We start from the raw sequence: 22,814 nt of genomic DNA, 5'->3' as shown, positions 1-22,814 counted from the left end.
GTGATTATGGCATCGCAGGTTCAGGCCAGGAAGCCGATCGATGCCTGGCGGCCGCGTTTAAGCGCGCATTCCTGCTCGAGCGCCGCCACCAGTTGCGCGCAGCCGGCAAAGGGAGCGAAGCGGTGGCGCCGCGCCAGGGCGGCGAAGTCGCCCGGGGTCAGCTGCGGCAAGCCGCGCAGGCGCTCGGTGTCGCAGGCGCCGGGCGGCGCCAGGCCGAGGGTGGCGCACTGGCGTTCCAGCATCAAGAGCGCCTGTTCGGGGCGCAGGTAGCCGAAGCGCAGCTTGAGGTCGAAGCGGCGCAGCGCGGCCGGGTCGATGCCGTCCATCAGGTTGGTCGAGGCGATGAACACGCCGCCGAAGGCTTCCATCCGGGTCAGCATCTCGTTGACGCGCGTGACCTCCCACGAGGCGCGCGCGCCTTCGCGGTCGCGCAGGAAGCTGTCGACTTCGTCGATCATCAGGAGCGCGCCTTCGCGTTCGGCCTGGCGGAAGGCATGGGCGATCGCCTTTTCGCTCTCGCCGACGTATTTCGACATCAGCTCCGAGGCGCTGCGCAGCATCAGCGGCATCTCGAGCTGCTCGGACAGCCAGCGACCGAAGGCGCTCTTGCCGGTGCCGGGCGGACCGTACAGGCAGATGCGGCCCGAACGCGCATGCTGCAGGCCGGGCAGCAGCGCCGCCGGCTCGGTGTCGGCGTTCAGGATGGCCGGATGGTAGTCGGGCGGCAGCCGGCTGGCGGCGCCGGCATCCAGGCCCGCATGGCCCTGCGCCTCGAGCGAGCGGTTGGCGAGCCAGGCGACGGCGCGCGCGGCGCCGCGCTCGTCGAACTGGTCGCGGATCGTGCGCACCACCGAGGCCACGCGGTCGACCACGGCCGGGGCCAGCGTCTCGACCTGCGCCATGCGCGCCAGGGTCGGGGGATCGACCAGGTCGCCGCAGGCGGCCTGCAGGATGCGTTCGCGCTGCGCGCGCGGCGGCACCTGGACCTCGACCAGCACGTCGAAACGGCGCAGGAAGGCCGGGTCGATGCCGTCGATCGAATTCGACAGCCACAGGGTCGGCACCTGGTTCTGTTCCAGCGTGCGGTTGATCCATGCCTTGCGCCGCTGGGCGGTGCTGCGCTGCCCGAACATGCCGTCGTCGGCGAACACGTCCTCGACCTCGTCGAACAGCAGCAGCGCGCGGCGGCGGTCGAAGAAGCTCTGGGCGGCGCGGTAGGCGCGCAGCCGGCGTTCGCCGCCGACCGGGTCGCCGTCCTCGTCTTCGCTGGCCACTTCGAACAGCTCGCAGCCCAGCTCCGCCGCCAGGGCGCGCGCCAGCTCGCTTTTTCCCGTGCCGGGCGCGCCGTAGACGAACACGTTTACGCCCTGGTGCACGCCATCCCGGGCCACGGTGCGCGCCAGATAGGGGCGCAGGATGGCCAGTTCCTGTTCCAGGTGGGGGAAGTCGTCCAGCGTCAGGCGCGCCGGGGCGCTCGGCGCCACCGTGTCGCGCAGCAGCGAGATCGGATCGGCGTCGAGGCCGACCACCGAGTCGGCGAAGCGGTTCGACAGCAGGTCGAGCTTGCTGCGCAGCGAACCGCTGATGGCGCGGTCGACGGTGAGCAGGCCCGAGCGCGCCAGCACGCCGCCGGCGGCCAGCGCGGCGCGCACCTCGTCGGGTGGCAGCTCGAGCAGCGTGGACAACACGTCGACGATCTTCGCGGCCGACAGGTTGCCCAGCGTCTCGGCGGCGTCGTCGAGGATGCGCTCGTGGTGCAGCATGGTGGCGAATTCAAGGATGCGGCATTCGGTGGCGGACATCCCGACCAGGGCCGCCAGGCGCGCCACGTTGGCGTGCAGGATCGCGGGCACCTTGCGCTCGGCGTTGCGTTCTGCCTCGCGATGCAGTTCACGCAGGCGCGCGCGCACCAGCGCCGCGTCGAAGCCGCGTTCGTCGTCGTCGATCCAGTCGCCCAGTCCCAGCGCGCGCGCCAGGTGGTCGTTGGAGAAGCACATCGACCCGACCAGGTCGCGGTGGCCGCCGAGCGGCATCATGATGCGCAGGACCCACAGGCTGGCGGCCGGGGCGAGTTCCTGGGGGACGGGGCGGATACGGCGGCGGCGTACGGTCAAATTGGCTCTCCTGGTGATGGGATGACGTCATTGTGCGGCAGGTTTGCGACAGTATGTGTCGCTGTGGCTACTTGATGCGGGTGAGTCGCGGCGCGGCGCCCAGGGGCCGCGCCGGCAGGCCGGCGTCGGCCAGGCCGCGCCGCTGCGCCATCTCGGCGTAGCGCTTGCGGAATTCGCCCTTCCACGGCGCGACCCCGGTCCCGGCCTGCGCCAGGCCGTCGCGCAGGCCGGCCAGGCGGCCGACCACGAAGGCGCCGAGCCAGTCGCGGCGGCTGGCCACCTGCATCGCCGGGCCGTTGCCGGCCACCGCATCCTGCACCGAACCGGGCCACGGCGCGCGGCTGGCGCGCACCTGGTCGTCGAGCGCACCGAGGGCCAGGCGCAGGTCGAAGTCGCGGCTGTCGACGCAGGCCAGGATCGCGGCCAGCTTGAGGTGCGGGGACAGCGCCGACATGCCGATGAAGGCCAGCAGCGCATCGTGATGGCGGACCGGGTCCTGGCCTGGCAGGCTGGCGGCCTGCTCGAGAAGGGGATGCCACTGGCGGCGGATGGCGTCGAGGCTGCGGCACTGTTCGAGCGGGAGATACCAGCGCAGGTCGGTCATTGATTCCTTGTCGGGCTGTGGAAGACAGGACACAGGATAGGAGACCCCGGCGACAGGATGTGTCGCGCCGAGCGCGGGTATGGAGCGACGCATGCTGTCGCGCGCGCATGCCAATCTGCGTCTGCCCCGCCAAGGCTTTAATTTCCTGCGGGTAAGTTATTTGATAACATCACATCTTGAACGCGCCACGTCGGCGCGGCGAAAGCCACCATGCCAGCACTGATCGAACACATCGACGCCATCGCGCGCAAGAAGGGGCGCGCCGCGCTCTACCTCGAATTCCATCCGCAAGCGGCGGCCGAACGGCGCAGCTATCACCACGAGCACGACCCGATGCGCGCCCAGGTGCTGGCCTGGCTGGACGCCAACGGCGTGCCGTGGCGGCCCTGCGGCCCGCTGGCCAATCCGTCGGTGATGGCGTCCTGGCGCGGCCAGGTCTACCTCGACCTGCCGTGGGACGACGCGCTGCCGGCCTACCAGGTGCTGCGCGACTATCTCGAGCTGCCCGACGGCAGCATGCGCCATGCCGGCGTGCGTTTCTACGCGATGCCGCTCGAGCTGGCGATGGAGAACGCGGAGCACGACGAGCCCGGATACTGGCAGCGCCAGGCGGAGCAATTCTGATGGCGAGCAACCAGCAAGCCCTCCTGCGCCAATGGCATATGCTGCAGCTGGTGCCGCGCGCGCCGCTGTCGATCGAGGCTGGCGAATTGTGCAGGCGTCTCGATGCGCTCGAATTCCCGGTCACCAAGCGCACCGTCGAGCGCGACCTGAATGCCCTGTCCGAGGTGTTCCCGCTGGTGTGCGACGACGCCGAGAAGCCGTTCAAGTGGAGCTGGCTGCGCGGCGCCCAGCGCTTCGACCTGCCCGGCCTGACGGTGCCCGAGGCGCTCACCATGACCCTCGTCGAGCAGCACCTGCACCACCACCTGCCGCCCAGCACCGCCGAAGCGCTGCAGCCATATTTCGTATCGGCCGCACGCACCCTGTCGACCGACGACGATCCGGCGCCGTCGAAGGCCTGGCTGCGCAAGGTGCGCAGCGTGCCGCCGCACCAGCCCTTGATTCCGCCGCGCCTGGACCACGACTGCCAGCGCACCGTGTACCTGGCCCTGATGGAAGACCGCCAGCTCACGCTGCACTACCGCAAGCGCGACGCCAGCGAGCCCACCGTCTACGAGGCGGTGCACCCGCTGGCGATCGTCCAGCGCGGCGGCATCGTCTACCTGGCCTGCATGTTTGGCGATTATGAAGACGTGCGCACCATCGCGCTGCACCGCATCGTGGCGGCCGAGGCGCGCTACGAGGATGCGCGCAAGAAGGAAGGGTTCGACCTCGACGCCTATATCGCCTCGGGCCAGTTCGGCGTGATCGCCGGCGAACCGCTGCGCCTGCGCGCCGTGTTTACGCGCGCGGCCGGCGAGCACCTGTACGAAACGCCGCTCAGCACCGACCAGCAACTGACGGCGCATGGCGACGGCCAGCTGCTTCTGTCGGCCACGGTGCCGCATACGCGCGCGCTGGTGTGGTGGTTGCTGGGCTTCGGCGACGGCGTGGTGGTCGAGGAACCGGCCGGCCTGCGCCAGGAGATGGCGCAGACCGCGGCCAGGATGGCGCGCGCCTACGCCTGATCGGAGCCCGCGGCGGCGTCCTGCAGCGCCGCATACAGGCAGCGCTCGGCCTCGGGCGACAGCACCAGCTCGACCGCCATCTGCGCCCGCGTAAGGGCCACGAACAGCATGCGCCGCGCCTTTTCGTCGAGGGCGTCGACGTCGAATTCGGTCACCACCACCGCCGGCGCGCTCTGGCCCTTGTAGCGGTACACCGATTCGACCAGCAGCTCGCCCTCGCTCCAGCGCTGGGCGCCGTCGCGCTCGTATTCGCCGGTGAAGCGGCGCGTCAGCCAGGGGCCGATCGTGGACCGGTTCAGGAGCTGCGAGCCGCCGCGCCCGCGGCCGCACACGACCGCGATGTCGGCCAGCGCAAAGCCGCGCGCCAGCAGCGCCGCCACCGCGGCCTCGGTCGCCGCCAGCAGTTCCTCGCCGGAGGCATAGCTGCGGATGCCCGGCACTTCGCCGGCATAGGGATTCATGCTGCGCACCGGCGGGCGCACCAGGTCGAGCGCATTGATCATGTCGCACAGGATGCGCGGGCTGCGGAAGTTGTCGCTGCAGCGGATCATGACCGCCTCGCCCAGCTCGAAGCCCTCCTTGCCGTAGATGCGCTGGGCCTCGTCTTCCAGCACGTACAGGCGGCCGCCTTCGCGCAGCTGGCCGCACAAGCTGGCCACCCACTCGGCGCTGAAATCCTGGGCTTCGTCGATCACCAGCAGGTCGAAGCGCGCCTTGAAGCCGGCGCTGTCGTCCAGGTAGGCCTGGGCCATGCGCTCGAAGCCATCGGGCGAGAATTCCGGTTCGCCGTGGCGGTCGCGGTAATGCTCGACGCACAACTCGTGGTAGTTGACCACCTCGCACGACGGCGGCGCCAGGCTGCGCACATGGTCGGCCAGGCTGCGGTTGTAGCAGACATAGAGCGCGTCCCGGCGCGCGGCGCGCGCGTCTTCCAGCAGTTGCAGGGCGAGCTGGGTCTTGCCCGAGCCGGCCGTGGCCTGCACCCGCACGATGCCGGACGCCGCCTCGACCCGCGGCACCCAGGTCGCCAGGCCGTCCGCCAGTCGGCGCACCGTACCCTGCAGCTGGTCGCGCAGTACGTCCAGCGCCGGCATCACCTGGAACTGGTTGAGCAGCAGGCGCCGCAGCGCCTCGCGGTCGACTGGGCGCGGAGTCGGCGCCAGCCAGTCGCGCACCGCGCTGATCATGCGGTCGTAGCCGTGGGCGTCGATGATGCGCTCGCGCGGGATCGCCGAGACCTGGCCGTCGCCCAGCACGTAGTCGGGCAAGACCAGGCAGCTGATGAGCTCCGGATGGATGCCGGCCTGCTGCAGGCGGTTCTGCATGGCGCCGCGCTGCACCGTGGTCTGGCGCGCGACGTCGCATTCGCGACGGCCGTACAGCTTGTAGATGCCGCCTTCACGCAGCACGACGTCGCCGGCCTTCACTTCCATCAGCAGCAGGTTGCCGTTCGGCGCCAGCACCACGATGTCGATCTCGCCATAGCGGTCGCGCTCGTGGTGCAGGGTGTGCAGCGCCACGCTGTGGAAGACCTCGAAGCCGTCGGGCAGGTGGTCGCGCAGGCGCTCGAGGACGTCGAGTTCGCGGTAACGCCCGGCGTCGGTGCGCAGCGGCGGGAGCAGGTGGGGAGACAGGGTGGCCATGGTGGGAACAATCTTCAGGAGTTGCCCATTATCAAGCAACATGGCGGCCGACACCATGCCTTGTCGCTTTTTTTGCACCTGTGGGAGCGTTCGGATCAGTCGTCGTTGCTGCTCTCGCGCACCATCAGCTGGACCGCCAGCGTCTGTTCCAGGCTGGCGCTGGCCGTCTTCTCGAGCAGGAAGTCGACGCCCATCCGGCCCAGCAAATCCTTGTCGATCTGGACGCTGGACAGCGGCGGGATCGCGGTGGCGGCGGCGCTGATGTCGTCGAAGCCGACGATCGCGATATCGTGCGGGATCTTCAGGCCGCGTTCCAGGCAGTGGCGCATGGCGGCGAGGGCCGTGCTGTCGTTGTAGCAGAACAGCGCGTCTGGCCGCGGCTCGCGCGCCAGCAGGGCGTCGACCGCCTGGCGTACATTCTCCAGCGGGTTGCCGATGCTGGGCAGCTGCACTTCGAGCTCGGGATCGGCCAGCATGCGCGCCTCGAACAGGGCCTTGCGAAAGCCGCGGTAGCGTTCCAGGATGCTGTGGTGGGCCAGCGGGCCGGTGAGCATGGCGATGCGGCGCCGGCCCTGCGTGATGAGGTGGCGCGTGGCCGCGTAGCCGCCCAGGGCATGGTCGGGATTGACCGAGCGGTAGCCGGGCAGGCGCATGTCGAGCAGCACCAGCGGTTTGCCGGTGTCGCGCAGCGCCGCCACCAGTTCCGGCTCGAAGAAGCCGGCGCACAGCAGGGCGTCGGGCTGGTGCAGGCGCAGCAGGTCGAGCACCGGCTCGGCCGGGCCGACCACCACGAACGAGAGCGCGATGCCGCGCTTGCGGCAGGCATCCTCGGCGCCGTGCAGCACCGGCAGGTAGAAGGGGCTGGCCGACTGCGTATTGTGCTGGCGGTGCAGCAAGAAGGCGATGCGGCGCACATCGCCTTCGCGCAGCTTGGCAAAGTCATAGCCCATCTCGCGCGCCACGGCGCAGATATTGGCGCGCGTCTTGTCGGTCAGGCCGTCCTGGTTCTTGAGCGCGCGCGAGACCGTCCCGATCGAGTAGCCCGTGGCGCGGGCGATGTCGCGTATCGTGACGGCCATGGCGCCCCCGCTCAGTACTTGGTCTGGGTGTAGGGACGGGCGCCCTGCTCCTTGCCCCAGTCCTTGTTCGGCGTCGCCTGCATGGTGAACACCAGTTCGCCGCCGGCCATGATGTCTTCGTGGCGGATGAAGGTGCGGTCCAGGGGCTTGCCGTTCAGGGTCACGCGGCCGACGTAGCCGTTGGCATCCGATAGCTTGTCGGCGCGCACCGTGAAGCGCTTCCCGTTCGGCAGGTTCAGGACCGCCTTGTCCAGGAAGGGGCGGCCGAGCACGTACTCATTGCTGCCCGGCGCCACTGGATAGAAGCCGAGCGCGGTGAAGGCGAACCAGGCCGACATCTGGCCCAGGTCGTCGTTGCCCGACAGGCCGTCCGGCTTGTCGCTGTACTGGGTCGCCATGATATTGGCCAGGCGTTCCTGGGTGCGCCATGGGGCGCCGGCGTAGTTGTACAGGTAGGCCACATGGTGCGATGGCTCGTTGCCGTGGGCGTAGTGGCCGATCAGGCCCGAGATGTCTTCCATGTGGGCGTACACGGTCTCGTCGACCTTGGCGTCGAACACCTGGTCGATCTTGCTCACCAGGCCGGCGTCGCCGCCCAGGAAGGAGATCAGGCCGGCGTTATCGTGCGGCATATACCAGGAATACTGCCAGGCGCTGCCCTCGGTATAGTCGCTGCCGAAGTTCGACAGTTCAGGGTTGAACGGGGTGCGGAATTCGCCGGTCGACTTGCGGGCGCGGATGAAGCCGGTCTCCTTGTCGAACACATTGCGGTAGTTCTGGGCGCGCTTGTAGTAGCGGGCGGCGACGTCCTTCTTGCCCATCTTCTCGGCCATGCGCGCGATGGTCCAGTCGTCGAAGGCATATTCGACGGTCTTCGATGCCGCTTCTTTCTCGAGGTCGATCGGCACGTAGCCCAGCTTCATATAGTGTTCCAGGCCGCCGTAGGGGCCGTATTCGGCGCTGGCGGTCATCGCGGCCAGGGCCTTGTCGGCGTCGAAGCCGCGGATGCCTTTCATATAGGCGTCGGCGATCACCGGCACCGCGTGGTAGCCGATCATGCACCAGGTTTCCAGGCCGTGGAACTGCCACACCGGCAGGATGCCGTAGGGGCTGTGCTGCTGCGAGGCGATCAGCGAATTGACGAAGTCCGCATTGCGCTGCTCGGGCGCGAGGATAGTGAGCAGCGGGTGCAGTGCGCGGTAGGTGTCCCATAGCGAGAAGGTCGAGTGGAAGCGGAAGTTCTTCGCCTTGTGCACCTGGTTGTCCGGGCCGCGGTAGCTGCCGTCCAGGTCCATGAACAGCGACGGCGCCAGCATGCTGTGGTACAGGGCGGTGTAGAACTTGGTGCGCATCGGGCCTTCGGCCTCGGCCTGCACCGCGCCCAGCGCGTCGTTCCAGGCCTTGCCGGCGCGCTCGCGCTCCTTGTCGAAGTCCCAGCCCGGCATCTCGGCCAGGTTGGCGATGGCGTTGTCTTCGCTCACCGCCGACAGCGCGACCTTGACCAGCAAGGTGCCGTCTGGCGGCACGCCGAAATTGAAGTCGGCCATCAGCTGCTTGCCTTCGACCAGCGCTTTATCTCCAGGCGTCTTGCCCGGCGGCGCGAAGCCGCGGTAGGCGATGGCCTCTTCGCGGTTGAGCAGCTGGCGGGTATCGATCGGGCGCGAGAACTGGATCGCGAAGTGCACCTGGCGGCCGGGCGCCCAGCCACGCGTCTCGCGCATGCCGGTGATGGTGGTGCTGTTGCGCACGCGCAGGCGCGCCCACAGGTTCTTTTCGTCGTAGTTGTAGATGCTGGTGCGTAGGTCGAGCAGCACCTTGGCCGGCTCGCCGGCCTTGAATTTATAGCGGTGCAGGCCCACGCGCTCGCTGGCGGTCAGTTCGACGTCGACTTCGTGGTCTTTCAGGCGCACGGCGTAGTAGCCCGGCTCGGCCTTTTCCTGGTCGTGCGAGAAGCGCGAACGGTAGCCCGAGAACGGACGCTCCGGATAGCCCGGCTCCAGCTTGGTCTCGCCGCTGTAGGGCATCAAGAGCACGTCGCCCAGGTCCGAGTGGCCGCTGCCCGAGAAGTGGGTGTGCGAAAAACCCAGGATCGAGCTGTCGGCGTAGTTGTAGCCCGAGGCCCAGGGATAGCTCTGGCGGAAGTGGCGGTGCTGGGTGTCGGGACTGAGCTGCACCATGCCGAACGGGCGCGATGCGCCGGGGAAGGTATGGCCGTCGCCGCCGGTGCCGATGAAGACGTTCACGGCCTCCGCCGGGCTGCCCGGCGGGGCGGCCAGCGCGGGAACCGCACTAAACAAAAGCGCCGCAGAGGCGACGATCGAGAGTTGTCCGAAATTGAGTCTGGCCGTCATGAGGTCTCCACACGTGGCGGCGGCGAAGCGCGCCGCCTGTTTTAATTGCACTATGCCCATCTGCAACTTATAGGTGGAGTCCGGTTTTCGGGCAATCTTTACTGTGTTTTAACCCATTTGTTTAGCCAGTTTACTAAACATTTCAAGCGTGGCGCTTGGCGACCGCTTCGATTTCGACCAGCGTATCGGGGGACGCCAGCGAGGCCACGCCGATCCCGGTCAGGGCCGGGCGCGGCAGGCCGAGGTGCTGCACCAGGATCGGCGCCACGGTCTCGAGGTGTTCGCCGATCTCGCCGCGCACATAGACGCGCAGCTGCAGGATGTGCTCGACCGAGGAGCCGGCCGCGGCCAGCACGACGATCAGGTTGCGCGCCGCGCCCTCGGTCTGTTCGGCCAGCGTGGTGTGCCTGACCTTGTACTCGCGGTCCCAGTCGACCTGGCCCGATACGAATACCAGGCCGCTGTCGTGGTCGATGGTGGCGTGCGACAGGCCGTGCGGGGCGCCGTCGTACAGCGCGGGTGGGTTGATGCGTTCGATGCTCATGCGGGGTCCTTTGCCGGTGATGGCGATGTGAATGGTGACTGCGGCAGCTTAGGCAAACGGCGCGCTTGCGGCAATCAAGCCGGGCTTGTAGCCGATACAAGGCGCGCCCTGGCCCGCTCCAGCACCCAGGACAGGAAAGGATCGTTGCGCGCATTCGGATGGCAGGCCGCGACGACCTGGTAGCCGGGCGGGTACTTGGGCAGCGCGATCTCGAACACCCCGTCTTGCGGCAGCAGCCGCGATGGCATGAAGGCGACCAGCGTCGATCCTCTCAGGTATTCGAGCGCCATGAAGAAGGAGGGCGCCGAGGCCACCACCCGGCGCCGCAAGCCCTGGCGCGCGAACCAGCCGTCGGCCGATCCCCTGAAGCTGGCCACGCCCGGGTTGGTGACGATGAAGTCGTGCTCCCCCAGCGCCGTTAGCGGCATGACGCCGCCCTCGGCCAGGGCCCGGTTGCCGGTGACGCAGCGGTACTGTTCGGTAAACAGCGGCTGGGTCACCAGGCCTGGCGCCACATATCCGTCCACCGTGAAGATCAGGTCGATCTCGCCCTGGTGCAGCTTGCGGGTGAGGGCGCTGACCTCGATGTCGACCACGGCCACCTTGACCCTTGGCGCCGCGACCCGCAGCTCGCGCACCAGGTCGGCCACGATCACCTTCTGGGTGTAGTCGGTGCCCGAGATTACCAGCGTGCGCTCGGCCTGTTCGGGCCTGGCCTCGACCGGCAGCGGAATCGCGTTCAACTGGGCCAGCACCTGGCCGATGTGCGGGGCGATCAGCTTCGCATAGGGCGTGGGCGCCATGCCCTGGCCGGTGCGCACGAACAGCGGGTCGCCCAGGATGGTGCGGATCTTCTTCAACTGCAGGCTGACCGCCTGCTGCGACACGTCCAGGTGTTCGGCCGCGGCCGAGATGGTGTCGAAGCGGTTCAGGGCGTCGAGCGTGCGCAGGTGGGTGAGTTCGAGCTTGTCGATCATGGCGCTCAACCTTAACCGGCCGCAGCATGGTTCGCAAGTTGTCTTTTTTGGAAATCAATCAAGGAGCGTGATTGAAATGGCAATTTTAGCGAGATGCCGCGCAATATGTTCATGGCATGAAATTGCAAAAATTGCATCATGAAAACCTCATTCCTGCCCCCACTCCTGGCCCTGTCGCTGTGCTGCAGCCTGGCGCAAGCCGCCCCCGCAGAACACCAGGAATTCGAAGCCACCCTGCTCGCGCCGTTCCAGGCCGGTGCTGCGCAGGGGCGGACCTTTACCCTGAGCTTCGCCTATCCGGGCCCGGCGCGCACGGACACCGTCGACTGGCGGGTGGAACTGGTGCGGCCCGGCGGGCGCGTCGCCCTGCGCTGGCACGGCGCGGCGCCGTTCACGGGCGAGACCATGACGGTCAGCGTGCCATGGTCCGGACGTCTCGGCTTGACGCCGGCGCCGGGCGGCATCTACCGTGTCCGGCTGCACGCGACCGTGCGCGGCGACGCCCATGAAGAGATCGAGCAGGATTGGGAGATCGCGGTCGGCGCGCCGCCCGAGCCCACGATGCCGGCCTTCGCGCCCCTGCCGCGGCCTTTCGAGCCGGCCGCCGCCCCGGCGCCCGGCGCGCTGCCCTACACGGTCTATCGCGGCAACCTGCACAGCCAGACCAACCACAGCGACGGCGGCGCCGACCTGGCCGAGTGCAGGGGCGCCCAGTCGCCCCTGACGTCGCCGCATGGCCCGGACGCCGCCTTTGCCTATGCGCGAAGCCGCGGCCTGGATATCCTGGTCGCATCGGAACACAATCACATGTACGACGGCTCGGAAGGCAGCGCGCCGAACGCCGACCCGGCGGCCGCCAGGGGGCTGTACCGCGCCGGCCTGGAAAGCGCCGCCAGCTTCTCGCGCAAGCATCCTGGGTTCCTGGCGGTGTATGGCCTGGAGTGGGGCGTGATCAACAACGGCGGCCATATCAATATCTTCAACAGCGACGAGCTGCTGGGCTGGGAGACCAATGCCAAGGGCGAGCCGATGGCCGACACGGTAACACCGCGCGGCGACTATGCAGCGCTGTACACGCTGATGCGCGAGCGCGGCTGGGTGGGGCAATTCAACCATCCGGCGCATTCGGGCCAGTTCCAGGTCGATGGCGTGCCGCTGGCCTACACCGAGGACGGGGGCGAGGCGATGGCCTTGTGCGAGGTGATGAACAGCACCGCGTTCTCAACCAACGTCAGCGAGACCGAGACCCGCCGCAGCCATTTCGAAGGCGCCTGCAACCGGCTGCTGGAGGCGGGCTACCGCGTGGCCTTCAGCACCAACCAGGACAACCACTGCGCCAACTGGGGCGCCTCGTTCACCAACCGCACCGGCGTGCTGCTGCCGTCGAACACGGCGCTGGACCGCGCCAGCTTCGTCGAAGCGCTCAAGGCGCGCCGCGTATTCGCGACGATGGACAAGGATTCGCAGCTGGTCCTGACCGCGAACGGCCGCCTGATGGGCGAGCGCTTCGACAACCGCGGGCCGCTGACCCTGTTGGCGAACTTCGCCAGCCTGAGGGGCAAGAAGGCCGCCTCGGTGGCGATCATGGAAGGCGTCCCGGGCCGCAAGGGCACGGTCACGCAGATGTCGGACCAGGCCGAGACCACCTTCACCCCGAACCCCGGCGCACACTTCTATTATGCGAAGGTGACCCAGGACGACGGCAATGTGCTGTGGTCGGCCCCGGTGTGGGTGATACAGGCTGAATGACGATCAGAAGCCCAGGCCTGCGCCCATCCCCAGCAGGGTGGCGATGCCGAGCACCGCGAAGATCAGCGCCGCGATGCCATGCACCAGCTTCAATGGCACGCGGTTCGCGATCCGTTCGCCGAAATACACGGCCGGCACATTCGCCAGCATCATGCCGAAGGTGGTGCCGGCGACGATCGCCGCCATCGATTCATAGCGTGCGGCCAGCGCCACGGTGGCAACTTGCGTCTTGTCGCCCATCTCGGCCACGAAGAAGGCGATCAGGGTGGTCAGGAACACGCCGTACCTGGGCAGCTGCGCTTCTTCGGCGTCGATCTCGTCGGGGATCATCGTCCACGCGGCCATCGCCAGGAAGGACAGGCCCAGCACCCAGCGCATCACGCCAGCGCCCAGCAGCTCGCTGACCAGTGCGCCGACGGCTGCCGCGAAGGCGTGGTTGGCCACGGTCGCCACAAAAATGCCGAGCACGATCGGCAGGGGGCGGCGAAAGCGCGCGGCGAGCAGGAAGGCCAGCAACTGGGTCTTGTCGCCGATCTCGGCGAGGCCCACGATGCCGGTCGAGACGAGAAAGGCGTCCATCAATCGGGAGAGGCAGGAGGAAGGCCGCGATCATAGCAGAGCCGGCCCTGGCCTTGCGGAGCGCACGCGTATTTATCGCGCATGAATCGCGCATGAAGGCGCTGCCGGCGCGCTTTCGCTGGCCAGGCGTGCATGCTATCCTGCACCCGCCTCGGCCTGCCGGGCCGACCTTCCCTGCGAGAGACCATGAATAAAAGCACCCTGCTGCGCGCCAGCACCGCGGCCTTCCTGAGCGCCTGGAGCGCCTACGCCTTCGCCCTCGATCCCCTCAGCTACGCCAGGTACGACCAGGTCAAGACCACCGCCCTGCACCTGGACCTGAAGGCCGACTTCGCCAAGAAAAGCCTGGATGGCTACGCCGAACTGACCCTCGACTGGCTCGACAAGAAGGCAACCACGCTCGACCTGGACACGCGCGAACTGACGATCTCGAAGATCGAGGCGCAGGATGCGAAAGGCGCCTGGCGCAAGACCGACTACTCGCTCGGCAAGTTCGACGAGGAGAAGGGCCAGCCGCTGCACGTCAAGCTGCCGGCCCGGCAAAAGAAGATCCGCATCCACTACCGCACCGCGCCGACCGCCACCGCGCTGCAGTGGCTGCAACCGGTGCAGACCATGTCGGGCAAGTATCCGTTCATGTTCAGCCAGTCGCAGGCGATCAATGCCCGCTCCTGGGTGCCGATCCAGGACACCCCGGCGGTGCGCTTCACCTATAGCGCGCGCATCGAGGCGCCGGAAGGCCTGCGCGTGGTGATGAGCGCCGATAACGATATGAAGGCCACCGGCAAGGGCGGCTGGAAATTCAATATGCCGCAGCCGATTCCATCCTACCTGCTGGCGATCGGCATCGGTGAACTCGAAGCGCGCACCCTGGGCGGCCGCACCGGCGTCTACGCCGAGCCGCAGCGCATCAAGGCCGCCGAATACGAGCTGCTTGACACCGAGAAGATGGTCGAGGCGGCCGAGAAGCTGTACGGCCCGTATCGCTGGGGACGTTACGACATGCTGGTCCTGCCGCCGTCGTTCCCGATCGGCGGCATGGAAAACCCGCGCCTGACCTTCCTGACCCCGACCATGATCGCGGGCGATCGCAGCCTGGTCGACCTGATCGCCCATGAGCTGGCGCATAGCTGGTCGGGCAACCTGGTGACCAACGCCTCGTGGAAGCACTGGTGGCTCAACGAGGGCTTCACCACCTACGTCACCACCCGCATCCTGGAGGAGATCTACGGCAAGGAAGTCGCCCTGATGAACCTGCAGCTGGAGCAGGAAGAAGCGCTCGAGATGCTCAAGGATCTGCCGCCCGCCAAGCAGGCGCTGGTCTCGCGCCAGCCGGACACCTCGGCCGAGCACTACCCGGACACCTCGCTGGCCTATCCGAAGGGCGCCTGGTTCCTGCACACCCTCGAGCAGCGCGCCGGCCGCGCCGCCTTCGACACCTTCCTGCGCGGCTGGTTCGACGGCCACGCCTTCCAGAGCGTGACCAACGACCAGTTCCTGGACTACCTGCGCAAGAATCTGCTGGCCAAGAACCCGAAGATCATGAGCGAGGCCGAGCTGGACGAGTGGATCTACGGACCCGGCATTCCGCAAAGCGGGAAGCGCGCCGTGTCGCATCGCCTGGCGCAGCTGAACGCCTCGATCGATGGCTGGATCAAGGGCACCGTGTCGACCGAACAGTTGAAAGCCAAGGACTGGAACGCCGCCGAGTGGATGAAGTTCTTGAACGATATCGACAACAAGGCCGATGCGAAAAAGCTGGAAGAGCTCGACCGTGCCTACGACCTGTCCAACACCAGGAACAACGAAGTCGCGTTCCGCTTCTACCGCGCCTCGGTGCACGCCGGCTACCGCGCCGTGCGTCCGCAGCTCGAAGCCTTCCTGATGAGCGTGGGCCGCCAGAAATTCGTGGTGCCGCTGTACGCCGCCCTGCGCGAGAAGCCGGACGACCGCGCCTGGGCCGAAGGTATCTATAAAAAGGCGCGCGAGCGTTACCACCCCGAGACGCAATCGAGCGTCGATAAAGCGATGGGCAAGCAATGATGATCATGAATCGCATCGCCGGCGTCGTGCTGCTGGCGTTCTGCGCGGCTGGCGCCGCCCTTGCACAGACTGCCGCCGCGCCAGCCGCATCCGCGGCGGCGCCTGCCTACAACCTGGAAGCCGACGTCAATCGCGTGCTGAAAACCTTCGACGTCCCTGGCATCGCCATCGCGGTGGTCAAGGACGGCAAGGTCGTGGTCACGCAAGGCTTCGGCGTGCGCAAGCTGGGCGATGCGACCCCGGTCGACGGCAATACCATCTTCGAGATTGCCTCCAACTCCAAGGCCTTCACGGCGGCGGGCCTGGCGATGCTGGTCGACCAGGGCAAGCTCGCATGGGACGACCCGGTCATCAAGCACCTGCCCGACTTTCGCATGTACGATGCGTACGTGACGGCCGAGATGACGGTGCGCGACCTGCTCACCCACCGCAGCGGCCTGGGACTGGGCGCCGGTGACCTGATGTGGTGGCCGACCACCACCTTCAGTACCGACGAGATCATCCACAACCTCCGCTACATCAAGCCGGCGACGAGCTTTCGCAACAGTTATGCCTACGACAACCTGCTGTACATCGTGGCCGGCAAGATCATCGCGCAAAAGTCCGGCAAGGACTGGGGCGCGACCATGCGCGAGTGGATCCTCGATCCGGTCGGCATGCGCGCCACCACCACCAGCCTTGACCAGCACAAGCCCGGCATGAACGTGTCGGCGCCGCACAGCAAGATCGCTGGCAAGGCGGCGGTCGTGAAACCGATGCCGGTGGCGAATGCGATCGGCGCGGTGGGCATCAACACCAATGCCGAGGACATCGCGCGCTGGATGAATGTGCTGCTCGACGGCGGCCGCATCAAGACGGGCGCCGACGGCAAGGAAGTGCGCCTGTGGTCCGAGAAACAGGCGCGCGAGATGTGGACCGCGCAGACGCCGATGAAGATCAACGAGCCTCGTGCGCCGCTGGCGGCCACCAAGCCGAACTTCTTCGCCTATGGCCTGGGCTTCCAGCTGCGCGACTACCAGGGCAAGCTGGTGGCGATGCATGGCGGCGCGCTGCAAGGTTTCTATTCGCGCGTGCTGCTGGTGCCCGAGGCAAAGCTGGGCATTGCGATCTTCACCAATGCCGAAAGCGGCCCGTCGCTCAATGCGCTGCAATACCGCCTGCTGGACCAGTACCTGGGCGTGGCGCCGACCGACTGGATCGGCCGTATCGCCGACGTCGACCGTGAGGCAAGCGAGAAGGAAGCGGCGCGCGTAAAAGGCGAAAGCGCCAGCCGCGCCAAGTCCTCGAAGCCGTCACTGGCGCTGTGGGACTACGAGGGCGAGTACGAGGACGCCTGGTATGGCAAGGCGACCGTCAAGCGCCAGGGCAGCAAGCTGGTGATGTCGTTCTCGCGCACGCCCGACCTGACCGGCGAGATGGAACACTTCCAGCACGATACCTTCATCGTGCGCTGGAAGGAGCGCAACTTCAACGCCGACGCCTATGCGACCTTCTCGCTGGACCACGACGGCTCGATCGAGCGCCTGCGCATGAAGCCGGTGTCGACGGAGACCGATTTCAGCTACGACTTCCAGGACCTGCTGTTCACGCCCGTGAAAAAGGCGAAGTAAAAGAAAACGCCCGCGAATCCGCGGGCGTTTTTCATGTGGGCGAATCGAACGCGTTTATTTGCGTTCCCACACCTTCATCATGTCTTCCGACCCCTGCATCCTGATCCCGTTATCCGACAGGATCGATTCGGTCGCGGCCAGGGTCGCCTGGCGCGGCAGGATCATGGTTTCGCCATAGCGCTGGTCGAAACGCAGCACCAGCTGCTCGTCCTTCAGGTCGCGCAGCAGTTCCACCAGGTGGCGCAGGCTGCGCACGTGCTGGCCGTTCACCGACTCGATCACGGAACCGAAGCGGTTGTTGTAGCCGCTCACCAGCTTGTGCGGGAAGAACGGCGCGCTGATCACCACCAGCTCTTCGCGCTCGGGCGTTGGCGAATCGCCGCGCTGCGTGACCAGCGGGCTGGCGTTGAAGGCATAGGCGTTCATCCCCGGCGCGCTGCCGGCGACGAAGCTCATGAATTCGCTGGTGGCGCGCGAGAAGGTCATCGGGCCGTAGATGAAGTAGGACGGGTAGCCGCCGTCGAGGTCCGAGATCAGCAGCGGACGCGGGCCGGTGGCCGGCACCTCGACCTTCATCTGCTTGCCGCCGCGAACGATCGTCATCGGCACCTTGCCGCTCTTCGCCACCTGCTGGACGCGGTACTGGAAGCGCACGCGCAGGTTCGAGCTCAGCTTGACCATGCCCTGGTTGTCGACCGCGTGCTCGCCGATGTGGGTGATCACGTCCCATTCCTTGAGCGGCCAGCTGGCGTCGACCCGGTACGGCCGGTGCACCACCGCGCCCTCGACCGATTTATCGAGCTTGAGGAACTGGCGCAGCGCCGGATTCTCGAGCGTCTGCACGCTGTCGTGCAGCAACGGCTTGCCGTCGTAGCGGCCGTCGGCCACGTCGCGCAGGAACAGTTCGATCTCTTCGTTCGGGATCACGTAGCCGATGTTCTGGGCATTGGCCGCGCCGGCGAAGGCCAGGCCGACCATGCGGTCGCCGGACACCACCGGGCCGCCGCTGTTGCCGGGATTGATCGGGGCGTCAATCTGGATCCGCAGGCCCGAGCTGAAGGCGCCGTAGTTGACGAATTCCACGCGCGAGACGATGCCGGTGGTGGTCGACAGCGAGTTGCCGCCGACCGGATAGCCATAGGCGAACACCTGCTGGCGCACGTCGGGCAGCACCGGCGCGCGCGCGACCGGCGGACGCTTGTCGAAGAAGGATGGATCTTCGAGCTCCAGCACGGCGAGATCGATGCCGCGCGCCAGGGCGATCACCTTGGCCGCGACCTTGTCGCCCGACTGGCTGGCCTGCACCTCGACCTGGCTGGCATAGCCGACCACGTGGGCATTGGTCAGGATGCGCTTGCCCTCGATGATGACGCCGGAACCGGTGACCGAGGCTGGCGCCGCCTTGGTCCAGGGTTTGTAGGGCTCGGGGCGGCGGATGGTGGCGAAGATCTTGACGACCGAGTTCTCGACGGCGGGCAGGACCGGCGCCGGCACGGCGCTCTTGGCGGCAACCGGTGCTGCAACGGTGGGTGCTGGAGCGGTAGCGGGGGAGGGAGCAGGTGCGGGCATGGCCTGGACCTCGGGCGGCACGGTGTCCTGGGCATGCGCGGCGCCGCAGGCGCCAAGGAGGAGGGCGGCCAGTCGCAATGTCGGCAGAGTCTTCATGGTTTCCTTCGGTTGGACGATTCAGGATGCAACCGGAAGAATATACACGCGCGCCGCAAAAGGAAATACGTGGATCGTCACGAAGGCCGGCATTGCCGTTCTTCGTGACGGGCTGCTGACCTTATTGTTTAATGAATTTGAGCGTCATGCGATCGCTCTCGCCGATGGCCAGGTACTTCTCGCGGTCCTTGTCCTTGTTGGTCAGCACCGGCGGCAGGGTCCATACGCCTTTTTCATGGTCGGCGGTGTCCTTCGGATTGGCGTTCACCTCCGACTTGGCGGCCAGCTTGAAGCCGGCGCGTTCGGCCATGCGGATCACGTATGTCTCGTGCATATAGCCGCTCGAGGCCTTGGCGTCCTGCTGCATCTTCGCCGGCAGGCGGTGCTCGACCACGCCCAGCACGCCGCCGGGTTTCAGCACCTTGTGCGCCTCTTTCAGGACCGTGAGCACGGCGTCGTCGCCGTTGCCCAGCCAGTTGTGCAGGTTGCGGAAGGTGACCACCATGTCGACGCTGTTCGGGGCGCCCAGCTCGAAGCTGTTCGGCGGCGCGAACAGCACCGGGGTCACCTTGCCGTACACGGCGCCATTGGCCGCCAGCCGCTCGCGGAAGGCCTTGCCGCCGCGGCTCTCGGCGTCCGGAACGGCGCCATACAGCTTGCCCGCGTCGCGCAGGTAGGGCGCCAGGATTTCGGTGTACCAGCCGCCGCCGGGCGACAACTCGATCACCGACATGGTCGGCTTGATGCCGAAGAAGGTGAGGGTTTCGTAAGGATGGCGGTAGGTGTCGCGGGCCTTGTTGGCGGCTGCGCGGTGTTCGCCGGCGATGGCGGATTTCAGGGCGTCGTCCGCGTGGGCGGCGCCGGCGATGCCGGTTGCCAGCATCGCGGCCAGGATCAGTCGTTTCATTGTGCGAGGTCTCCATGGTGGGTTGGACGGCAGGTCAAGGCGCCGCCGTCGTCGCGCAGATGATCGAACAGGCAACCTGTGTAGTCAAGCGTTCCTCGCATATGCATATGCGGGGAATATTTATTGTACTGACAGTGCCCAGCACAGGCAGAGAACACTGCATTGAGGTGGCACAAAGATTGCCTATTCAAAACGTTAAGTCGATGCTATCTTTGAGAGGTTTGCCGCGTGTCACATAGGCAAAACCTAAAACAATAGCGATGTACATACAAGAGCGGCGCCGCGCTGTTTGCGGAACCGCTGCCCGGAAGTAGGTCATTCAGGAGAACACATGGAACGCCGTACCTTTCTCAATCTCAGCAGCCTGGCCGCCGCCTCGATGCTGCTGCCTTTCGGACGCGCGATTGCTGCCGAGGAGCTGGTCAGCTCGATGCCCGTCGCCGCCAAGAAGGCGCTGGCCGACGTCGCGCTGAACGCCGCCACCAAGGCCGGCGCCAGCTACGCCGACGTGCGCATCGGCCGCTACCTCAACCAGTTCATCACCACCCGTGACCTGAACGTCGAGAACGTGGCCAACACGGAATCGGCCGGCGTCGGCGTGCGTGTGATCGTGAACGGCGCCTACGGCTTCGCCGCGACTTCGGACATGTCGAACGACGGCATCGCCAATGCGGCGCGCCAGGCTGTCGCCATCGCCAAGGCAAACGCGAAACTGCAGACCGAGCCGGTGCAGCTTGCACCAGTCAAGGGCGTCGGTGACGTATCGTGGAGCACGCCGTTCACCAAGGACTGGCGCACGGTGCCGATCGCCGAGAAGACCGATATGCTGATCGCCGCCAACAAGGCGGGCATGGAAGGCGGCGCCAACTTCATGCGTTCGATGCTGTTCCAGGTCAACCAGCAAAAGTACTTCGCCTCGACCGATGGTTCCTACATCGACCAGGACGTGCATCGCCTGTGGGCGCCGGTGTCGGCCACCGCGGTCGACAAGGCCACCGGCAAGTTCCGCTCGCGCGACGGCCTGAGCTCCCCGGTCGGCAAGGGCTATGAATACTTCGATGCTCGTCCCGAGCACAAGATCAAGGCCGCCGGCGGCGTCGCCACCCTGTACACCGAGACCTACGACATCGTGGAAGACGCGCGCGCCGCGGGCCGCGACGCCAAGCGCAAGCTGACCGCCAAGTCGGTCCAGCCGGGCAAGTACGACCTGATGCTGTCGCCAGAACACCTGTGGCTGACCATCCACGAGAACGTCGGCCACCCGACCGAACTCGATCGCGTTCTGGGCTACGAGGCCAACTACGCCGGCACCAGCTTCGCCACGGTCGACAAGCTCAAGTCGAAGACCTTCAAGTACGGCGCCCCGATCGTCAACCTGTATGCGGACAAGACCACCCCGGGTTCGCTCGGCGCGATCGGCTACGACGACGAAGGCGTCAAGTCGAAGCGCTGGGACATCATCAAGGACGGCATCCTGGTCAACTTCCAGGCTACGCGCGACCAGGCCCACATCATCGGCGAAAAGGAATCGCACGGCTGCTCGTACGCGGACGGCTGGAACACGGTGCAGTTCCAGCGCATGCCGAACGTGTCGCTGGCGCCGGGCAAGGCCAAGCTGACCCCGGACGAAATGGTCAAGGGCATCAAGAAGGGCATCTACATCATCGGCGATGGTTCGTTCTCGATCGACCAGCAACGCTACAACTCGCAGTTCGGCGGCCAGCTGTTCTTCGAGATCAAGGACGGCAAGATCGGCCAGATGCTCGAAGACGTGGCCTACCAGTCGAACACCCAGGAATTCTGGGGCGGCTGCAGCGCGATCTGCGACGAGCGCGACTGGCGCATGGGCGGCTCCTTCTTCGACGGCAAGGGACAGCCGCCGCAGATCAGCATCGTCTCGCACGGTTCGTCAACCGCGCGCTTCAACGGCATCAACGTGATCAACACCGCTCGCAAGATCGGCTAAGGCAGGAACGCACATGAGCATCTTGACCCAGGAACAAACGAAGAAAATCACCGACCGCGTGCTGTCGCTGACCAAGGCCGACGAGTGCATCGTCAATATCGAAGGCAGCACCATCGGCAATATCCGCTTTGCGCGCAACGCCGTCTCGACCGCCGGCCTGGCCGACGACACCCGCATCCAGGTGCAGGTCGCTTTCGGCAAGAAGCAGGGCACGGCCACCATCAACGAATTCGACGACAAGTCGATCGAACGCGCGGTGCGCCGCGCCGAAGACCTGGCCAAGCTGGCGCCGGACAATCCGGAGTTCATCCCGGCGATCGCCAAGACCGCCTACAAGCCGTCGGACACCTTCGTGCAGAAGACCGCCGAGATCGATCCGGAATACCGCGCCCAGGCCGCCGCTTATGCGATCGAGGGCTGCCGCAAGCGCGGCCTGGTCTCGGCCGGCTTCTTCACCGACCGCACCAGCTTCGAGACCATCGCCAACTCGAATGGCCTGTTCGGCCATCAGGCATCGACCTCGCTCGACTTCACCCTGACCGTGCGCACCGAAGACGGCCGCGGTTCGGGCTGGGTCAAGCGCTCGGCGCGCGATGTCTCCAAGTTCGACCCGCGCGAAGCGGCCGAGATCGCGATCGAGAAGGCATTGCGCTCGGTCGACGCCAAGGCGCTGGAGCCGGGCCGCTACACCGTGATCATGGAGCCGGCGGCGACATCCGACCTGCTGTCGTTCATGCTGGGCGGCTTCGATGCGCGCCGCGCCGACGAGGGCCGCAGCTTCCTGTCGAAAGCCGGCGGCAAGAACCGCCTGGGCGACAAGCTGTTCGACAGCCAGGTCAATATCTGGTCCGACCCGTGGGACAAGGATGTCGCCGTGCTGCCATGGGACGACAATATGCTGCCGCGCGAGCGTGTCGAACTGGTCAAGGACGGCAAGATCAATGCCCTGGACTACTCGCGCTACTGGGCGCAGCAGAAGCAGCAGCGTGCGGTGGGCGCGGCCGGCAACATCATCATGGCCGGCACCAGCAAGACGACCGAAGAGCTGATCGCCAACACCAAGAAGGGCGTGCTGGTGACCCGCACCTGGTATATCCGCATGGTGGATCCGCAATCGGTGCTGCTGACCGGCCTGACCCGCGACGGCACTTTCTATGTCGAGAACGGCAAGATCAAGCATCCGATCAAGAACTTCCGCTTTAACGAGAGCCCGGTCTCGATGCTGAACAATATCGAGGAAATCGGCAAGCCGGTGGTCATCGGCGCCGATGAAGCGCGCTACTCGATGCTGATCCCGTCGATGAAGATCCGCGACTTCAACTTCACGTCGCTGTCGGACGCTGTTTAACGTA

17 protein-coding genes are annotated in these 22,814 nt (G+C 66.6%); 7 read left to right on the top strand and 10 right to left on the bottom strand.

All coding sequences use genetic code 11. From position 1 onward, the window contains the following. Positions 1 to 20 precede the first annotated feature (20 nt). Both E8M83_RS05740 and E8M83_RS05735 read right to left on the bottom strand, forming a co-directional pair. Positions 21 to 2,114, bottom strand: a complete 2,094-nt coding sequence (locus tag E8M83_RS05740) for an ATP-binding protein (protein ID WP_137172417.1) — start codon at positions 2,112 to 2,114, stop codon at positions 21 to 23. A gap of 67 nt (positions 2,115 to 2,181) precedes the next feature. Then, positions 2,182 to 2,718, bottom strand: coding sequence for a hypothetical protein (locus E8M83_RS05735; protein WP_137172416.1), 537 nt, complete (start codon positions 2,716 to 2,718; stop codon positions 2,182 to 2,184). A 210-nt stretch (positions 2,719 to 2,928) separates the two neighbouring features. Here E8M83_RS05735 and E8M83_RS05730 point away from each other — a divergent pair, with 210 nt between their 5' ends. After that, a complete protein-coding gene (locus E8M83_RS05730) occupies positions 2,929 to 3,342 on the top strand; it encodes a hypothetical protein (protein ID WP_137172415.1) in 414 nt (137 codons plus the stop codon). Then, on the top strand, positions 3,342 to 4,349 hold the full coding sequence (locus E8M83_RS05725) for a YafY family protein (protein ID WP_137172414.1): 1,008 nt from the start codon (positions 3,342 to 3,344) through the stop codon (positions 4,347 to 4,349). Before E8M83_RS05730 ends, E8M83_RS05725 begins: the two co-directional genes overlap by 1 nt. Here E8M83_RS05725 and E8M83_RS05720 read toward each other — a convergent pair. The 5 genes from E8M83_RS05720 to E8M83_RS05700 form a co-directional block, all read right to left on the bottom strand. Beyond that, entirely contained in the window at positions 4,340 to 5,992 is a 1,653-nt protein-coding gene (locus tag E8M83_RS05720; protein ID WP_137172413.1) for an ATP-binding domain-containing protein, read from the bottom strand. The two genes, E8M83_RS05725 and E8M83_RS05720, sit on opposite strands and share 10 nt — an antisense overlap. Before the next feature lie 95 nt (positions 5,993 to 6,087). Continuing rightward, positions 6,088 to 7,071 carry a LacI family DNA-binding transcriptional regulator gene (locus E8M83_RS05715; protein ID WP_137172412.1) on the bottom strand — a complete coding sequence of 328 codons (984 nt, stop codon included), beginning with the start codon at positions 7,069 to 7,071 and terminating at the stop codon, positions 6,088 to 6,090. A gap of 11 nt (positions 7,072 to 7,082) precedes the next feature. After that, positions 7,083 to 9,422: a GH92 family glycosyl hydrolase gene (locus tag E8M83_RS05710; protein WP_137172411.1), complete on the bottom strand. Its 2,340-nt coding sequence runs from the start codon at positions 9,420 to 9,422 to the stop codon at positions 7,083 to 7,085. Between the two features lie 142 nt (positions 9,423 to 9,564). Continuing rightward, positions 9,565 to 9,966 carry a RidA family protein gene (locus tag E8M83_RS05705; RefSeq protein WP_137172410.1) on the bottom strand — a complete coding sequence of 134 codons (402 nt, stop codon included), beginning with the start codon at positions 9,964 to 9,966 and terminating at the stop codon, positions 9,565 to 9,567. A gap of 74 nt (positions 9,967 to 10,040) precedes the next feature. Further along, entirely contained in the window at positions 10,041 to 10,943 is a 903-nt protein-coding gene (locus E8M83_RS05700; RefSeq protein ID WP_137172409.1) for a LysR family transcriptional regulator, read from the bottom strand. A gap of 138 nt (positions 10,944 to 11,081) precedes the next feature. Between E8M83_RS05700 and E8M83_RS05695 the strand changes: the two genes are divergently transcribed. Continuing rightward, positions 11,082 to 12,692 carry a CehA/McbA family metallohydrolase gene (locus E8M83_RS05695; RefSeq protein ID WP_229491427.1) on the top strand — a complete coding sequence of 537 codons (1,611 nt, stop codon included), beginning with the start codon at positions 11,082 to 11,084 and terminating at the stop codon, positions 12,690 to 12,692. 3 nt (positions 12,693 to 12,695) lie between these two features. On the opposite strand, the gene E8M83_RS05690 is transcribed toward E8M83_RS05695, so the two are convergent. Beyond that, entirely contained in the window at positions 12,696 to 13,271 is a 576-nt protein-coding gene (locus E8M83_RS05690) for a TMEM165/GDT1 family protein (protein WP_137172408.1), read from the bottom strand. Positions 13,272 to 13,457: 186 nt separating this feature from the next. Between E8M83_RS05690 and E8M83_RS05685 the strand changes: the two genes are divergently transcribed. Both E8M83_RS05685 and E8M83_RS05680 read left to right on the top strand, forming a co-directional pair. After that, on the top strand, positions 13,458 to 15,314 hold the full coding sequence (locus E8M83_RS05685; RefSeq protein WP_137172407.1) for a M1 family metallopeptidase: 1,857 nt from the start codon (positions 13,458 to 13,460) through the stop codon (positions 15,312 to 15,314). Further along, positions 15,311 to 16,924: a serine hydrolase gene (locus E8M83_RS05680; RefSeq protein ID WP_137172406.1), complete on the top strand. Its 1,614-nt coding sequence runs from the start codon at positions 15,311 to 15,313 to the stop codon at positions 16,922 to 16,924. The genes E8M83_RS05685 and E8M83_RS05680 overlap by 4 nt, the downstream gene beginning before the upstream one ends. A gap of 54 nt (positions 16,925 to 16,978) precedes the next feature. Here the strand turns inward: E8M83_RS05680 and E8M83_RS05675 are convergent, their stop codons facing one another. Both E8M83_RS05675 and E8M83_RS05670 read right to left on the bottom strand, forming a co-directional pair. Further along, positions 16,979 to 18,589, bottom strand: a complete 1,611-nt coding sequence (locus tag E8M83_RS05675) for a S1C family serine protease (RefSeq protein WP_137172405.1) — start codon at positions 18,587 to 18,589, stop codon at positions 16,979 to 16,981. A 121-nt stretch (positions 18,590 to 18,710) separates the two neighbouring features. Next, a complete protein-coding gene (locus E8M83_RS05670) occupies positions 18,711 to 19,496 on the bottom strand; it encodes a class I SAM-dependent methyltransferase (protein ID WP_137172404.1) in 786 nt (261 codons plus the stop codon). Between the two features lie 331 nt (positions 19,497 to 19,827). On the opposite strand from E8M83_RS05670, the gene E8M83_RS05665 reads away from it, so the two are divergent. Beyond that, positions 19,828 to 21,462, top strand: a complete 1,635-nt coding sequence (locus E8M83_RS05665; RefSeq protein WP_137172403.1) for a TldD/PmbA family protein — start codon at positions 19,828 to 19,830, stop codon at positions 21,460 to 21,462. 13 nt (positions 21,463 to 21,475) lie between these two features. Further along, positions 21,476 to 22,810 carry a TldD/PmbA family protein gene (locus tag E8M83_RS05660; RefSeq protein WP_137172402.1) on the top strand — a complete coding sequence of 445 codons (1,335 nt, stop codon included), beginning with the start codon at positions 21,476 to 21,478 and terminating at the stop codon, positions 22,808 to 22,810. Positions 22,811 to 22,814: the final 4 nt, after the last annotated feature.

Origin of the sequence: Massilia sp. HP4, assembly GCF_005222695.1 — a bacterium.
Classification (GTDB): domain Bacteria; phylum Pseudomonadota; class Gammaproteobacteria; order Burkholderiales; family Burkholderiaceae_D; genus Telluria.
This window is presented reverse-complemented; position numbering and strand designations above follow the sequence as displayed.

Coding starts and splice junctions, on each gene's coding strand:
- E8M83_RS05735 (WP_137172416.1), bottom strand. CDS start 2,718: ATGACCGACCTGCGCTGGTATCTCCCGCTCGAACAGTGCCGCAGCCTC.
- E8M83_RS05730 (WP_137172415.1), top strand. CDS start 2,929: ATGCCAGCACTGATCGAACACATCGACGCCATCGCGCGCAAGAAGGGG.
- E8M83_RS05725 (WP_137172414.1), top strand. CDS start 3,342: ATGGCGAGCAACCAGCAAGCCCTCCTGCGCCAATGGCATATGCTGCAG.
- E8M83_RS05720 (WP_137172413.1), bottom strand. CDS start 5,992: ATGGCCACCCTGTCTCCCCACCTGCTCCCGCCGCTGCGCACCGACGCC.
- E8M83_RS05715 (WP_137172412.1), bottom strand. CDS start 7,071: ATGGCCGTCACGATACGCGACATCGCCCGCGCCACGGGCTACTCGATC.
- E8M83_RS05710 (WP_137172411.1), bottom strand. CDS start 9,422: ATGACGGCCAGACTCAATTTCGGACAACTCTCGATCGTCGCCTCTGCG.
- E8M83_RS05705 (WP_137172410.1), bottom strand. CDS start 9,966: ATGAGCATCGAACGCATCAACCCACCCGCGCTGTACGACGGCGCCCCG.
- E8M83_RS05700 (WP_137172409.1), bottom strand. CDS start 10,943: ATGATCGACAAGCTCGAACTCACCCACCTGCGCACGCTCGACGCCCTG.
- E8M83_RS05695 (WP_229491427.1), top strand. CDS start 11,082: ATGAAAACCTCATTCCTGCCCCCACTCCTGGCCCTGTCGCTGTGCTGC.
- E8M83_RS05690 (WP_137172408.1), bottom strand. CDS start 13,271: ATGGACGCCTTTCTCGTCTCGACCGGCATCGTGGGCCTCGCCGAGATC.
- E8M83_RS05685 (WP_137172407.1), top strand. CDS start 13,458: ATGAATAAAAGCACCCTGCTGCGCGCCAGCACCGCGGCCTTCCTGAGC.
- E8M83_RS05680 (WP_137172406.1), top strand. CDS start 15,311: ATGATGATCATGAATCGCATCGCCGGCGTCGTGCTGCTGGCGTTCTGC.
- E8M83_RS05675 (WP_137172405.1), bottom strand. CDS start 18,589: ATGAAGACTCTGCCGACATTGCGACTGGCCGCCCTCCTCCTTGGCGCC.
- E8M83_RS05670 (WP_137172404.1), bottom strand. CDS start 19,496: ATGAAACGACTGATCCTGGCCGCGATGCTGGCAACCGGCATCGCCGGC.
- E8M83_RS05665 (WP_137172403.1), top strand. CDS start 19,828: ATGGAACGCCGTACCTTTCTCAATCTCAGCAGCCTGGCCGCCGCCTCG.
- E8M83_RS05660 (WP_137172402.1), top strand. CDS start 21,476: ATGAGCATCTTGACCCAGGAACAAACGAAGAAAATCACCGACCGCGTG.